This window comes from Psychrobacter sp. Rd 27.2 (assembly GCF_001921755.1).
Lineage (GTDB): Bacteria > Pseudomonadota > Gammaproteobacteria > Pseudomonadales > Moraxellaceae > Psychrobacter > Psychrobacter celer.
Window position 1 is genome coordinate 323,869 of record NZ_MRYB01000001.1, and the last position, 15,468, is coordinate 339,336.

The following is a 15,468-nucleotide window of genomic DNA, read 5'->3' on the forward strand; positions in this document are numbered from 1 at the left end:
TTGATACTAAGCAAAGTTGATACTAAGCAAAATTGATATAATGGCTAATCGCTTACGCACTTTCTCTATGCGTCGCCAATAAAGCGCTGACGTCATGCGCCTGCATCGCCTTGGCGCCGCGTGAGACAGTGGCGATACCAACCCCTAATTGCTCAGATATCTCACGCTGGGTCACGCCGCGCGCCAACAAATCAAAGATACGGATACGGTTGGCAATCTCTTGCTGCTCTTTTTCTGTCAGCAGCGCGCGAAACAACGCCTCGATATCCGCACTATCAGGACAGTTCGCCAAATGCTGTAATAAACTGTGATAAGGGTTGGTACTCATGGTATGTCGTCTTATAATAATCAGTCAGATAATAAATAACAGAACAATGGCTCTTGTTTCAGCATTCTAGTACAGTAGTACAAGAAAAACAAGGTATCCGCCTATCTTTTTATGATATTGGTTTATGATGTTGATACGTCAACCGACATCTTCCTCCCTTAGGTTTTTCGACCGCCTTTACAAATTATCATTAAAACGCTTAATTTTTCATATTCATTATTGCCAAATTGTTAATACTTGGTTATGATGCCTGTCATTATTTAAATGCTAATAATTATCATTAATATTATTAATGTTATTCGTATGTGAGCCATGCTGTAGCGTCTTGGTGTTTGTCAATGTGGCGATATAGCCATGCATTGATAAATGCCGGACAGGCTACAGTCACAGCTAAAATTTAATATTGATCGTCATCAAAGTGAGTGTGTTATGCGTGAAGTAAAGTTACCAATCTCATCCAATCAATTAACCGTATTATCTATGGGCGTGGCAGCCATATTGTGGACGCAGGCGGCTAGTGCGGCAGCAGACGACATGCCAAGTACTACGCTACAGACCATTACTGTCACGGCCAACAGCTCGGTACGAGATAAAGTCCAAGAAGATGGCGTGTATGTCGAAGACTATACGCCAGCTGCGCAGGCAAGCCACTTAAGTGATTTTTTGGATGTCATACCAGGGGTTGAGGTCGGTGGCACCTCATCGGTCAATCAGCGCGTGCGTGTGCGCGGTCTTGACGACACCAATCTAAAAGTGACGATTGATGGCGCGCGTCAAGAAGGCGCGATGTTTTATCACATGGGTGATATCACCATCGATCCAGACCTATTAAAACAAGCAGAAGTGGCAGTGGGTAACAACTCTGTCACGCTAGGTAACGATGCCATCGGCGGCGCAGTAGCATTTGAAACGGTCGATGCAGTAGATTTACTCAAACCGGGTCAAAAGGTCGGTGCCAAACTACACGCAGGATACGGCAGTAACAACGACGAGCTACTGACATCAGCCACCGTCTATGGTGCCCCAACTGACAACGTCGATTTGTTGGCCTACTATGGCAAGCGCGATGCAGATTCTGGCGAAGATGGTAGCGGCCGTGAGCTTTTTGAAGACAGCGAAAGCGAAAACATCTTATTAAAAGCAGGGGTTTCGATCCTTGACGATCACCGAGTGGGCGCCAGCTTTAGCCGTACCGAAAAAAAAGGTATCTTTCCATTTCGTCCAGATTTTCCGAGTTTGAGTGATGAGAGAATACCGCAAAAGGTAAGCCGAGATACTTACACTGTCGATTATAACTTTAATCCAGTAAACCCTTTGGTTGATGTTGATGCCAATATCTATCAGACCGAGACCGAGATCTTGCGTGATAACGATACTGAAGTCACGCCTGGCTATGATTGGAACGCTAAGATAAAAACCACTGGCGCGAAAGTTGAAAACACCAGTGTGATTGAGAGTGCGTCGGGTCGCCATAAGCTGATCGCAGGTGCTGAGCACTACCAAAAAGAGTCAGAGATGGCGCGCGACGGTGCGCGTACAGGTAATGATGAAGCCAAAAACACCTCAGTCTATCTAGAAGACCAGTGGCAGATGGGTAAGCTAACCCTCACACCAGGCGTTCGTTACGACCGTTATGAGTCTCCTGAGTTTGTATCGGACGGCAAAACGTATGACAATGTGGTTGGTGCGTTGGCAGCCAGCTATGAAATCGCGCCGCGTACGCAAGTGTTTGCCAGCTACACAGAGCTGTTCAATGGTCCAGATTTAGGCCAGGCGATATTTAACAGCAATGGTGATGGTATCTATGTCAATGATGACCTAAAACCAGAAGAAGGCTATAACTCTGAAGTAGGTGTCGCGACTACGCTACGAGGGCTGACGCTTGCCGATGATGCGCTACAATTAAGTGCAAAATACTTTAAATCAAATATCGAAAACTATCAGCTGTTTATGAGAACTGGTAATCGCCCAGGAAGATTTGGGCTTGACTGTGAGACAGGAGCAATCGGCGGTGAATGCCAAGGTATGTACAACAGTGCCGAGGACTACGAAATTAAAGGGGTTGAGCTGGCAGCCAACTACAGCACTCGTGACTTTGGCATGGGTCTTAGCTATGCGCGCGCCCGTAGTGAAGGCAGTGAAACAGGCGACAGCATCCCATCAGTGAGTGGCAGTGGTGCTGACTCGGGTGATCGCTATATGCTCAATCTAAACTACGAGCCAAGTGATGAGGTGGGACTAGGCTGGCGCAGTACTTATGTCGCGTCGCTCACCGATAACAACCAAGACACCAAGCCAAGCTATGATGTGCACGATGTGTATGTGAACTATTCACCACGTCAGTTTGATGGTCTAAAAGCCACAGTTGGGGTTTATAACCTGTTTGATGAAACTTATGCTAGCCACGCTTCACGCTTAAATCCAGCTGATGCTACGGCTACAGATTTTGAGATGGGTCGTAATATCAAAACCTCTTTGACCTATCAATTCTAATCTAACTGTTATTAGTAATATCTAAAAGCCAGCTGTCTTTGTATGAGAGCTGGCTTTTTTATGATTGCTACTAAAGGTAAAGTATGTCTGAGTCGCAGTCATTGCATAATTAAAGCACAAACATGTCAAAGTGTTAAAATGATAATAAAAGGAGCCAAAAATGGCCAAACCTACTCCACGAGTATTAGAAGTAAAAAGCATCGCTGATATCACTCCAAACATGCGCCGCATTACGCTTGGCGGTGAAGGCATGCAAGACTTCCCAATCGAGCAAGAAAGCGCCTATATCAAACTGATGTTTGCAGGGGAGGCAGGAAAAAAGCCGATCATGCGCACTTATACCATTATCCAGCAACGTGACGATGAAATCGATGTCGATTTTGTCTTGCATGGTCTCAATCACAAAGGCGCTGAAGGTCCTGCCTCACATTGGGCCAAAACCACACAAATCGGTGATACTATTTTGATCGGTGGGCCTGGTGCCAAAAAGCTTATCAATCACGAGGCGGATTGGTTTTTATTGGCGGGAGACATGACCGCGCTGCCCGCCATCACGGTAAACTTAGCACAGCTGCCCGAGGGTGCCGAGGGCTATGCCGTCATCGAGGTGCTGAGTGAGGATGATATCCAGCCGCTACAAAAGCCGAAGAATATAACGCTTGAGTGGGTAATCAATGCCGAAGCAAGAAGCAGTCATTACCCCATTCTTGAGCGTATTAAGACGCTAGGCTGGCCGGCTGGTGAAGTGGCAGTGTGGGCGGCGTGCGAGTTCAATAGTATGCGAGCGCTGCGTCAGTACTTCAAACAAAAAGAAGTGGCTAAAAGTCATCTTTATATCTCCAGCTACTGGAAACTTGATAGCAATGAAGATGAGCATAAAATTGTCAAACGCGAAGATGCTGCATTAGGGTTATAAGGTGACGTAGCCACAGTCCTGCTTAACTATAACAATGTATCGACAATCACTGGCCGACCTTGATGGTTAAGTACCGTCACATCGACGTTATATAAGTCTTTCATGGTATCTTTAGTGATGACATCGACAGGCTGCCCAACCGCCATCACTTGGCCAGTTTTCATCATGACCACAGTATCGGCAAACTGCGCGGCTTGGTTGATATCATGTAGGACGATGACCACGGTTTTTTGCTGACTGCAGCTAAGCTCGCGCAGCTCACGCATCAGACGCCCTGCATGGTACATATCCAGATTGTTTAGCGGCTCATCGAGCAGTAGATACGGCGTGTCTTGGCAGACAATCATCGCAATCAGCACGCGTTGCCGCTGACCACCAGAGAGTGTCGATAAAAAACGCTCGGCTAATGGCTCAAGCTCAAAACGCGCGATCATTTCTTGTACTTTTTGCTCGTCCTGTGCGCTTGGCTGTCCTTGATGATACGGGTAGCGGCCAAACATCAGCAGCTCATGCACGCGCAGACGACCTTGCACTTGGTTGTCTTGCCCAAGCATCGCCACCGTCTTAGCCAAAGTGCGCGCAGGGCAGCTGACAATGTCATGCTCACCAAACATCACTTTCCCAGACTGTAGCGGTTGTAGCCTTGCCATGACCGAAAATAAGGTAGATTTGCCCGCGCCATTGGGGCCGATTAGGGCAATTACTTGGGCGCTTGGTAAGGATAAGCTGATGTCATGCAGGATTTGTTGTTTGCCGATATGGTGGGAGATATTATCGAGTTTAATCATAATAATTCTTATTTTTTAGATAAATTTTAATCAGTTTTAAATAGTTTATGATTTTTTATATAGGTTAGTACGACATGTTATCAACGACGCTGAGTCATAAAAATCAAAATTAAAAACACCAAGCCGCCCGCCAGCTCAATCACCACGGATAACACTCCCGCCATGCCCAGTACTTGCTCAAACAGCGTCTGACCGAGGACCAAACAAATCATCGCCACCAAACTGACCAATATCAGGCGCTCGCTATGATACATATGCCGTGCAATGCGATTGGTCAAGGCGCAGACCAGCAAGCCAAAAAAAGTTACCGGCCCGACCAGTGCCGTGGCGGTGGCGACCAATACCGCAATGACTGTTAATAGCCCAAATGCGAGGCGTTGATAATTAATGCCCAAATTAATCGCTTGCGCCTTACCGAGCATCAAGACATCGCATTGATAGCGCCAGCGCCAAATACACAGCGCGCTAATGGTGCAAATAATGAAGCTGATCCCCAATAGCTGCGGGTTGACGGTATTAAACTGCGCGTAACTGGCTGACTGTACCACGACAAAATCATCAGGATTAATCAGGCGTGCAATCAATGCCGATAAGCTGCGAAACAACACCCCAAAGATAACGCCCACCAGTATCAGCCGCGTCAAATCCTGACTGCTTTTTGAAAACAGCACTCGAAACAATAATAATGACGCGCCAAACATCAGGACAATCTCAAGGGTGAATTTGGCAATAGGATTGATGCTGGTAAAGCTCATCGTCCCCAAAAAAAACACCAATAAGCTTTGTAGCAGCACATACAGCGAGTCAAAGCCCAGTAGAGAAGGGGTCAAAATAGGATTGTGCGTTAAGGTTTGAAAAAGCAGAGTCGATACGCCAATCGCATAGCCGACCACCATGAGCGCCAGCAGTTTTTTACCTCGTAGTGGCAAGGCAAAATCCCAATGACCATTGACATTGAGTGTCAAAAACAGCGTCATCGAGACCAGTAAAATAACAGCGGCAATCGCCTTTGGATGACTGGTAATAAATGCCCAAAGCTGAGCCAAGCGACTCTGGGTAGAGGGGGCTGTGTGGTTCTCGTTATCTAAATTATTATTTTTTAAACGACGCTTCTCTGCTGAGTCAGTCTTTGTAGAGCGGCCAGTTATAGAGCCATGCTTAGACGGTGAAAACATACGTAAATCCTACTATGCTACCTGTAATAGTAACAACGCCACGCTTATCTAAGCAGACAACAGGACGAATAAATAAAGAAAAGGGTCGATGGCGGTGAGTCAGCTGCTTGATGGCCAGATGCGTTATTATGCGCTACATTGTTATGAGGTGCCTTATTACAAAACGCCTTATTACAAAACGCCTTATCGCTCAGCAGGCGCGCGCAATAACAGCCATAAAAAAAGCACCGTGCCGACCACACCAAACACTGTGGCGACCGGCACTTCAAACGGGTAGCGGATAGAGCGCCCGATGATATCGCAGAGCAATACTGCCGATGCGCCCAGTAGCGCGACAGCTGGCAAGCTACGGCGCAGCTTATCGCCCATCAGTCGGCTGACGATATTTGGCACCACCAGACCAATAAAAGGAATCATGCCCACCGTCACGACAACGACCGCGCTCATCATCGCCACCATACCGACGCCAAGCCAAGTGACCTGCCGCTTACTAATGCCTAAGTTCAGCGCGATATTATCGCCTAGCCCAACGATGGTTAGCTTATCAGCGATGATATAAGCCAGCACGCACAGCGCGCCCGTTAGCCATAGCAGCTCATAACGCCCTGCCAAAACGCCAGAGAAGTCGCCAAATTGCCAAACGCTAAGCATCTGTAGCGTCTCGGTCTGATAGGCGATAAAGGTCGTCACCGCCTCGATGATACCGCCAAAGACGATACCGATGAGCGGAATCATCAAAAAATCCGTCGGCGGAATGCGGTGAATGAGTAGCATAAACAGCATCATGCCACCGACTGCCGCAATGGTGGCGACACCCATTTTGACCAGTAGCGCACTGGCAGGGAACAGCAGGCTGACGACCAATAAACCCAGTGCTGCGCTTTGCGTTGCCCCTACCATCGATGGCTCGACGAAGCGGTTTTTTAGCACCACTTGCATGATCATCCCTGCCACCGCCATGGCGACACCGGTCAAAATAATGGCAATGGTACGCGGTATGCGGCTCACCAGTAGTAGCGAGCTGTCTGAGTTGGCGCTATGGTTGATGAGGCTATGAAAAATACCAGACCACGAAAAATCCGCTACCCCAATGGATAAACTTAACAACACCAAAAGCCCCATCATGATGAGGCTGGCTGCGTTGATAAGCCATGGCGGTATGGCCGTACGACGACGCGCATGACTCAGAGCCTTGCTGCCGCTTTGCCAAGGTGATGATGTGGGCAAAGCGGGACTGGTCTCAAGACTATTGGCGCGGGTCTGGGCACGCGATGAAAATAACGACATAACGGCTACTGGCTCATTAAATAATAGGTCAAAAAATAGCTGGTATGGTTGCCGCGTTTATTTTGCGCTTGCAAACGCATTTTTGATCGTGGTCAGATCTTGTATCCATTGATAATAACCACCAAAGGCGAGATAAGAATCTGGGCTTAGATAAACCACTTGGTCTTTTTGCCACGCGGTGGTTTGGGCGACCAGCGGATTGTCTAAGACTGCTTTGGCACCCACGCTGTCTTCACCGATAGCGGCGCTACGATCGACGACGAATAGCCAATCAGGGTTGGTCTTTTGTAGATATTCAAAAGAGATCGGCTGGCCATGACGACCGTCTTTGATTTGATCGTCAGCGATCGGCACATTGACGACATTATGAATAAAGCCATAGCGTGAGTCAGCGCCATAGACAGACATTTTATTGCCATTGACCATCACCACCAGACCGGTGCCACTGTCTTTGGTGACGGCTTTGGTCTCTGTAATTAGGCTGTCGATATTGTTTTGTAATTTGGCTGCTTGGGCGCTTTTACCAAACAGCGCGCCAAGATCATGCAAACGCTGTTTACTTGACTCATAGATGTTGGCCGTATCGATGGTCATATCTAGGGTTGGCGCGATGCTTGAGAGCGCATCGTATTTTTCGGCCATCCGCGAGCCGACCAAGATAGCTTGGGGCTGCATGGCGTTTAGAGCCTCAAGATCTGGCTCAAATACCGTACCCACTTCTTTTGGCTCAGGTTGCGTCTCTGAATGCAAGTTGTCCAAATGTAGGCCACTTGGCGCCCCATCGACAGCCACATCCAGCGCCGCCAAATCCTGTAGCAAGGTCATGTCATAGACGACCAATGGCGATGGATTCATTGCCAGATCGATATCCCCTCTGGCGGTATCGACAGTAATGGTATGTGTCGAGACAGCATCGTTATTGGCGACGTTTTCGGCATGGTCAGCGGTTGGGTTTTCGGTCTGAGCGTCCGCAGGCTCTGAGTCGTTGGACTCAGGAGAGCTGCAGCCTGCCACGCTGATCGTCGCGGCAAGGGCGGTGGCCATCGCCGTCCATAAGGGACGTTTAAAAAAAGTGCTAGAGAGGCGGTTGGATAATACAGTAGTAGACATAAATAACTCGGTAAATCAGCTGGGTGAGCGGTGTAGAGACAACGTAGTCAGCTTGTAAAATGTCAATGACGGTCTGAAAACCATCACAGTCACCACACGGCTCATATAAAAAAAGAGCTGGTTGCAGATGTATCACATAGGATGATAGGCAAGACGATGCTCAGCGGTATTATTATCGTTCGTACATTCACTATCCAAGCGCTCGTTGATGTTGATATTGTAAGTTAAGTGTACTCAAGCGGTCTTATCGGATAGATAATCGGTCATGATAAATTAATTGAGACTCATTATCAATATAAATGATAATGGTTTTTATTAACGTATTGCCAATTACAAATAAAACAAGCACGTTGTTTTATCGGGTACGACTGATTTAGGCTTTGGCTAATAAAATTAACACAATTTATTATTGATAATAATTATCGTTTGCACTATCATCTACACCATTCTACCTCGGTCACTGAATATTAGAGTGTTATGAGTTCAACGATTTTAGACGCGCCATCTCCCAAACTGACGCTCGCCGCTGCCGTGGTCGTCGTCGGCCTTCATGCCTTGACTGTCGCTGCGCTCGTGGCGATGAAAGCGCCTGAAAAACCAGTAGAAGCAAAAATCCAAACGCCGCCCATTGAGATAGAGCTTGTGACATTGCCGAAAAAAGAGCCTGTCGCCGTGGTAGAGCAAAAGGCGCCAAAAGTGCAGCCAGCGCCGCCAAAACCTAAAGCCGCGCCTACCGTCAAGGCTCAACCAAAACCGATCAAAGAGCCGGTTATCAAAGAAAAACCGCCTAAAGCAACGCCACCAAAGAAAGCAACGCCGCCTAAAGAAGTAATAGAAAAGCAGCCTGACATCATCAAGACAGAAGCGCCAAAAACACCGGCAGCTGAGCCTAAAGTCGATACCCACGCGGCTGATGAACAACGCAAAGCTGAAGAACGTCGCAGAACTGAGGAGCGTCGTATAAAGGAGCAAGAACAGCAGAAGGCTGAGCAAGAAGCCCGTGATAGAGCAGCAGCGCAAGAGGCTGAGAGGTTGGCGGCAGAAAAAGCGGCTAGAGAAAAAGCAGAAGCACTGGCTGCCCAGCAAGCCGCGCAAAGAGCCGCTCAAGCAAAAGCTGCAGCAAGCAATACGCCAGTGAACTTTACTGCCAGTAATGCTGATTGGGCGTCACCGCCGAGATGGAGCTTTCCTAGGCGTGCTGCTCGAAATGCTCAATCAGGCGATACGTTTAATGTGGTGTTGGTGTTGAGGGTCAACAAGCAAGGCGGCATTGATAGTGTGCGAGTGTCGCAGCCGTCAGGCAATCCAAGTGTGGATAATGCAGCGCAGCGTCAAGTTCGCTCTGGCAAGTTTACACCCTTTACACAAAACGGCGTGCCCGTGGTGGGCAATGTAACACTAACAGTTAGCTACGCTGTACCTTAGCGCGCATTTTATTGAATTCATCTCATTAATTTTAAAAAATATTTATAATTTTATGATTCTTTATGATAAGGCTAGCTGTGATATACGCCGCGCTATCATAGGATGATATTAAACATTAAGGAGTCTGGCATGGACTTTATGCACTACTGGCAAATCAGCGACATGGTGACCAAAACCTTGTTTTTTTTGCTATTTATCTTGTCTATCGTCTCTTGGGTGACGGGGGTTATTCGCGTACTACAAAGCCGCAAACTGGCCGCTACTGTCGCAGACGATTTGAGTCAGCAGATTACCGCTAAGCAGCCTGAGCTGGCCGGCTGTGATGCCGCGCAGCGTCGCCTAGTCACCGAGCAGACATTGCTCAAGCATATCGGCCGCTACCGCTTTGCCAGTGAGCGTGGCTTGCCTATCCTTGGCACGACCGCTGCGATTGCGCCTTTTATCGGGCTATTTGGGACGGTATGGGGCATCTTTCATGCGCTGCACAATATCGGTATGACCGGACAGGCAGGACTCGGACAAGTGGCAGGCCCTGTCGGTGAGGCGCTGATTATGACAGGCCTTGGCATCGCGGTTGCCATCCCAGCGGTGGTGTTTTATAACCTCTCAGTGCGTATCAATCGCCGAGTGATGTATCATGCCAATGACCGTGCCCATGATTTGTTGGCGACATCTGCTAAGCAGGCAGTGACCAATAGCCGTCCTAGCACTGTCACTGCGACTCAGGCCGCAAAAGATCAGCAGATCGCCCAAAGAGATGCGCCACACGCCACGCACTATCGCAGCTCAGCGCCATCGCAGGGCTAGTCGCTGCTGGGGCATAAATGGGCAGCAGGGCGCCAAACGAGTACAAACGGTGCATCAATAACCAAACGTATTGAGGATAGTTATGGCATTTCAACTGGGTGATGATGATAGTCAGAGTATGAATGAGATGAACCTCATTCCGCTGATTGATATCATGCTGGTCTTGATGATTATATTTTTATTGACGGCGACGGTGCTCAATCCAGCGGTGCCATTGGACTTGCCAAAAACCAGCGCAGCAGTCACTGAGCCGCCACCAAAAGCCATTCAAATCAGCATCGATAAAGACGCGGGCATATTTTGGGACAGTGATCCAATTAGTATGGACACGCTAGAGGCAAAGCTACAAGAGCAAAGTGCAACAGGCGAGGATCCTTCGGTGCAGCTACGCGCTGACAAAGACAGCAAGTACGATACCGTGGCACAAGTACTGGCCGCCGCTAGCCAAGCAGGACTGACCAAGATAGCCTTTGTCAATGAGTAGCCTAATAAAGTAGGCGGTATAAAGTGCGAATAAACGGGCAGTTATAGCAGCAGAGTGGCAAAAAGTAGCAGCGCGCCGATCAACAGAAAAACCACCAAAACAACAATAAGAAAAATCAAAATAATAAATGCTTTCTCCAGCCTCGCTCGGGTAACCTTGCGAGGTTTCCTTTATTTTGGGTTTGGTAGACCCTATTACCAAGCATAACCAAAAGGACGATAACCATAGCCCAAGCGTCCAGACCCATAGCCGAATGGATAAGGCGTGCGCAGATAGTCGAGGTCGCGCTGACGAATATAATAGTAGCGCCCTTGCGAGTAGGCCTCTTCTAGCTTTTCAATGCCCTCCAACGGACAAACAGGCTGCCAGTCGTAGCCTTCGCGGCCCAGCTTATAGGCGTTGAGCTCGGTGCAGTAGGTTTTTAGGCCTTGCTGGCGTCCTTGCTCCCATTGGATGCGATTGGGCATCGCCCCGCCGACGCTTGCGCATTGATTGGTATAGTGTCCAAAGTACGCTCCTGAACGGCCACGGATACCATCTGCGTAGCCGACCTCCTGCCAATTGCTGGCTTGACACTGCTGCGGCGTTAGACTCTGAGTCGTGGCGCAGCCTGATAGTAGTAGCACGGCCGTACCTATCATCGCCAAGCTCAGGCTTGCTCGGCTTTTTTGTATACCGCATCGACTGGTTTGTATATCGCTTGCTAGCGTGGCGACTTTGCAGCGTGACGCGGTGCTCGATGAGTTTTGCTGAAGAAGATAATTCATAATAAACCTGCGCGCGTTTAAAATTATGGTTTATCATAGCACCTTTTAGCGCTACCAGCTTTTTGTATCTTGTGAGTATTGGTGTTTTTATATATCGATAAGTAATTGATATACCAGTGAATCCATAAGAATGATAGCACGCAGGCGCGCTACAAGCGTTTGCGGCTACTGTGTAGGGCTTGCTTGATTTTTAGGCGTTGATACGCATTATAAGTGTCTATCCGCGCGCTTTTTAGCCGCCAGTGGTGAGCGTTATATTTTTCATATCATTGTTTTTAGTCAAAAGGCCAGACCATCATGGGAATATTGATCGGCGTTATCATTGTACTATTTGTGTTAGGGAGTATGATGGCGCTCAAACCGAACGGTATTGATCAGCGCTTGGATAAGCTGCGCATGACAGCACGCCGCTTGCAGCTCAACCCAAAGCTGGTCAGTTGCCCTGATTGGATCAAAGGCCGTGACAACGAGTATGGCCGCGGCATGCTTGGGCAGTACTGCCTCATACTGGACGATATCCAGCTGCCCCATGCGCGCTATCAGGTGATTGATGGACAGTGGCGACCAGATAGTAGCTTTGTCGATACGAGTGCAGATGACAGCAAGCTTGTGGTGCCAAGTGCGATTCGCGCGACTCATAGCAAGCCTGTCATCAAACCGGCCAACTTTGCTTTGGATAAAGCGCCGCTGGACTTGCCTGCGAGTATCGAGCCTTTTGTCAAAGGGCTGTTGACCAAAGCCAATAGCATCGTGATTTACTGGGAAGATATCGCCTATGTGCGTCCAGCAACCAACCCCGCCTATCAACAAAAAATGATTGAGACTGATCTATTGGCCCTAAAGGCAAACTTAGACAAATGGGCGCGACAAATGCAAAAAAAACCCTAAAGCTGGTAAAGCAATTTTTCGTCTCCATTTAATAGCAATATGCAAGCACTTTTGGCAAACTCTCAGTCATTTGCAGTTGACAGCTTAATACTTAGCAGTGTAACGTCTTTATAACGTGCGCTTTGTATTATGGTTAGTGTTTGTTTCATAACCGTTTTTATTGGCAGCCATTACTACAATAAATCGCTGAGCGAATATACTTAGCTACCATAAATTGCCATGCTGCTGAATTTAAACCTACTTTTCATCTACTTATATTATGGTGTCGTCACATATGGCAAAAACCACAACCAAAAAAACTCCAGCATCCGCGACCGATAGCCCAAAAAAAGGCAAGTCGTTGGTGATTGTCGAGTCACCCGCCAAAGCAAAAACCATTAATAAATACCTTGGTGATGACTTTATCGTACGCTCAAGTATCGGTCATGTTCGTGATTTGCCCGTTAGTGCCAGTAAAAGTGCAAAAAAGACAACCGCTGCCAAAAAAGATGAGACGCTGAGCAAAGAAGAAAAAGCGCAGCAAGCACTGGTGCGCCGTATGGGTGTCGATCCAGAGCATGACTGGGCGGCCGTCTATGAAGTGCTGCCGAACAAAACCAAAGTCATCAAAGAGCTAAAGGCACTGGCCAAAGACGCTGACAAAATTTATCTGGCCACGGATATGGATAGAGAAGGGGAAGCCATCGCTTGGCATCTAAAAGAAGTCATCGGCGGCCCTGATAGCAAATACCAGCGTGTGGTTTTTAATGAGATTACCAAATCCGCCATTCAAAATGCGTTTAAAGAACCATCAAAGCTCGATATCGACCGTGTCAACGCCCAGCAAGCGCGGCGCTTTTTAGACCGTGTCGTCGGCTTTATGGTATCGCCGCTGCTATGGCAAAAAATCGCGCGGGGTCTGTCGGCGGGCCGTGTGCAGTCGGTTGCGATGCGCTTGGTGGTCGAGCGTGAGCATGAGATTCGCGCTTTTATTCCAGAGGAATACTGGCAAATTCATGCCGATACCCACGTTACTGCTAGTAATGTCAAAAAACCGACAGATGCTGAGCAAAGCTCGATTCGCCTAGAGGCGACCAAACAAGGCGGCAAAACGCTTAAGCTGGTCAATAAAGAACAGACCGATAAAGTCTTAGCAGTACTCAAAACCAGCGATTTTATCGTCAAAGAGCGTGAGGAGAAACCCACGCAGTCGCGTCCGAGTGCGCCGTTTATCACATCGACCTTGCAACAAGCGGCCAGCACACGCTTAGGGTTTTCAGTGAAGAAGACCATGATTTTAGCGCAGCGCCTGTATGAGGCGGGGCACATTACCTATATGCGTACCGACTCGACTTTTTTGTCTGGTGATGCCTTGGCGGCTGTGCGTGGCTATATCGAAGACAGCTATGGCGATAAATATGTGCCAGAAAAACCAAATTTTTATGGCAACAAACAAGGCGCACAAGAGGCGCATGAGGCGATTCGCCCATCTAATGTCCATATGAAATCCACCCAGCTCAAAGGCGTTGAGCGCGATGCCATACGTCTGTACGAGCTGATTTGGCGTCAGTTCGTCGCCTGTCAGATGCTGCCAGCAAAGTATCTATCGGTGAATTTATTTGTGGCGGCAAGCGATGTCGAGCTAAAAGCCCGCGGCCGTACCATGGTGTTTGATGGCTATACCAAAGTCATGCCGCCTGCCAAGACGGACGATACGCTACTGCCTGATGTCAAAAAAGGCGATCAGTTGACCCTAGATAAGCTCGACCCAAGCCAGCACTTTACCAAGCCGCCACCGCGCTATACTGAGGCCAGCCTTGTCAAAGAGCTGGAGAAAAAAGGCATCGGCCGTCCATCGACATATGCCTCTATCATCTCCACCATTCAAGACCGCGGCTATGTCAAGCTCGAAAACAAGCGCTTGTTTGCCGAAAAAATGGGTGATATCGTCACCGATAGATTGACCGCAAGCTTCCCAGACTTAATGGACTATACCTTTACTGCCGCGTTAGAGGACAAGCTAGATCACGTCGCAGAAGGCGATCAAGACTGGAAAGATGTGCTAGATAACTTTTATGGCGACTTTAAAAAGACGCTCGAGCGCGCCAAAGAAAAAGACGGCATGCGCCCCAATGACCCGACCGATGTGCCAGACGTGCACTGCGATATATGCTCGCGTCCGATGCAGCTGCGTACCGGCTCGACGGGGGTGTTTTTAGGCTGTACAGGTTATAACTTACCGCCAAAAGAGCGCTGCAAAGGCACCAAAAACTTGATGCCAGTCGAAGCTTTTGCCAATCTTGATGAAAGCGACGCGGCCGATGAAGTGGCGGAAGTCAAAGACCTGATGGAGAAAAAACGCTGCCCCAAATGTGGTACAGCGATGAACGGCTATATCGTCGATGGTGGCCTGAAACTGCATATCTGCGGTAACAATCCTGACTGCGACGGTTATATCTTAGAAGAAGGTAAGTTTGAAGTCCCAGGCTCAGATGCGCCAACCATTGATTGTGATAAGTGCGATGGACAAATGGAGCTAAAGACCGGACGCTTTGGCCCTTACTTTGCCTGTCAGCAGTGCGACAACACCCGCAAAGTGCTAAAAACCGGTGAAGCTGCACCGCCGCGTATGGATCCGATTCATCTGCCAGAGCTCAAATCAACCAAGCATGATGACTATTTTATCTTGCGTGAAGGCGCTGCAGGCATGTTCCTCGCCGCCTCAAAGTTCCCAAAAGTGCGCGAAACCCGTGCGCCCAAGCTGGCTGAGCTGCGACCTATCAAGGATAAGATGGAAGATAAATTCCAGTATCTGTTTGACGGGCCAGATGAAGATCCAGATGGCAATCCAACGATACTGCGTTGGTCACGTAAGAAAAAAGAGCAATACATCGGCTCTGAAAAAAACGGCAAAGCCACGCGTTGGGGTGTTTACTGGCGCAATGGCGAGTGGGTTGAGGAGTAATCAATATCAGTCCAAACGATAGCCAACCCGCTATAAAACAGATACAGTGAGCGACC

13 protein-coding genes are annotated in these 15,468 nt (G+C 48.4%); 7 read left to right on the plus strand and 6 right to left on the minus strand.

The window, feature by feature from the left end; all coding sequences use genetic code 11:
- Nucleotides 1-52 precede the first annotated feature (52 nt).
- Entirely contained in the window at nucleotides 53-328 is a 276-nt protein-coding gene (locus BTV99_RS01375) for a Trp family transcriptional regulator (RefSeq protein WP_075100549.1), read from the minus strand.
- Between the two features lie 429 nt (nucleotides 329-757).
- Between BTV99_RS01375 and BTV99_RS01380 the strand changes: the two genes are divergently transcribed.
- Together BTV99_RS01380 and BTV99_RS01385 are read left to right on the plus strand one after the other, a co-directional pair.
- Nucleotides 758-2,821 carry a TonB-dependent receptor domain-containing protein gene (locus tag BTV99_RS01380; protein WP_075100759.1) on the plus strand — a complete coding sequence of 688 codons (2,064 nt, stop codon included), beginning with the start codon at nucleotides 758-760 and terminating at the stop codon, nucleotides 2,819-2,821.
- Between the two features lie 160 nt (nucleotides 2,822-2,981).
- Entirely contained in the window at nucleotides 2,982-3,737 is a 756-nt protein-coding gene (locus tag BTV99_RS01385; protein WP_075100550.1) for a siderophore-interacting protein, read from the plus strand.
- 26 nt (nucleotides 3,738-3,763) lie between these two features.
- Here BTV99_RS01385 and BTV99_RS01390 read toward each other — a convergent pair whose 3' ends face one another.
- The 4 genes from BTV99_RS01390 to BTV99_RS01405 form a co-directional block, all read right to left on the minus strand.
- The gene (locus tag BTV99_RS01390; protein ID WP_075100551.1) at nucleotides 3,764-4,525 is read right to left on the minus strand and encodes an ABC transporter ATP-binding protein; all 762 of its coding nucleotides are present in this window, start codon (nucleotides 4,523-4,525) and stop codon (nucleotides 3,764-3,766) included.
- 80 nt (nucleotides 4,526-4,605) lie between these two features.
- A complete protein-coding gene (locus BTV99_RS01395; protein WP_083608468.1) occupies nucleotides 4,606-5,700 on the minus strand; it encodes an iron chelate uptake ABC transporter family permease subunit in 1,095 nt (364 codons plus the stop codon).
- 183 nt (nucleotides 5,701-5,883) lie between these two features.
- Entirely contained in the window at nucleotides 5,884-6,825 is a 942-nt protein-coding gene (locus BTV99_RS01400) for an ABC transporter permease (protein ID WP_156410090.1), read from the minus strand.
- 219 nt (nucleotides 6,826-7,044) lie between these two features.
- On the minus strand, nucleotides 7,045-8,097 hold the full coding sequence (locus tag BTV99_RS01405) for a siderophore ABC transporter substrate-binding protein (RefSeq protein WP_083608469.1): 1,053 nt from the start codon (nucleotides 8,095-8,097) through the stop codon (nucleotides 7,045-7,047).
- Between the two features lie 477 nt (nucleotides 8,098-8,574).
- On the opposite strand from BTV99_RS01405, the gene BTV99_RS01410 reads away from it, so the two are divergent.
- From BTV99_RS01410 to BTV99_RS01420, 3 genes are all read left to right on the plus strand, one after another.
- Nucleotides 8,575-9,522: an energy transducer TonB gene (locus BTV99_RS01410; protein ID WP_075100553.1), complete on the plus strand. Its 948-nt coding sequence runs from the start codon at nucleotides 8,575-8,577 to the stop codon at nucleotides 9,520-9,522.
- Between the two features lie 129 nt (nucleotides 9,523-9,651).
- Nucleotides 9,652-10,329: a MotA/TolQ/ExbB proton channel family protein gene (locus BTV99_RS01415; RefSeq protein WP_075100554.1), complete on the plus strand. Its 678-nt coding sequence runs from the start codon at nucleotides 9,652-9,654 to the stop codon at nucleotides 10,327-10,329.
- Between the two features lie 82 nt (nucleotides 10,330-10,411).
- Nucleotides 10,412-10,813, plus strand: coding sequence for a biopolymer transporter ExbD (locus BTV99_RS01420; protein ID WP_075100555.1), 402 nt, complete (start codon nucleotides 10,412-10,414; stop codon nucleotides 10,811-10,813).
- Nucleotides 10,814-11,007: 194 nt separating this feature from the next.
- On the opposite strand, the gene BTV99_RS01425 is transcribed toward BTV99_RS01420, so the two are convergent.
- Entirely contained in the window at nucleotides 11,008-11,580 is a 573-nt protein-coding gene (locus BTV99_RS01425; protein WP_075100556.1) for a DUF2799 domain-containing protein, read from the minus strand.
- Between the two features lie 297 nt (nucleotides 11,581-11,877).
- Here BTV99_RS01425 and BTV99_RS01430 point away from each other — a divergent pair, with 297 nt between their 5' ends.
- Nucleotides 11,878-12,468, plus strand: coding sequence for a hypothetical protein (locus tag BTV99_RS01430; protein ID WP_075100557.1), 591 nt, complete (start codon nucleotides 11,878-11,880; stop codon nucleotides 12,466-12,468).
- Between the two features lie 274 nt (nucleotides 12,469-12,742).
- The gene (gene topA, locus BTV99_RS01435; RefSeq protein ID WP_075100558.1) at nucleotides 12,743-15,412 is read left to right on the plus strand and encodes a type I DNA topoisomerase; all 2,670 of its coding nucleotides are present in this window, start codon (nucleotides 12,743-12,745) and stop codon (nucleotides 15,410-15,412) included.
- Nucleotides 15,413-15,468: the final 56 nt, after the last annotated feature.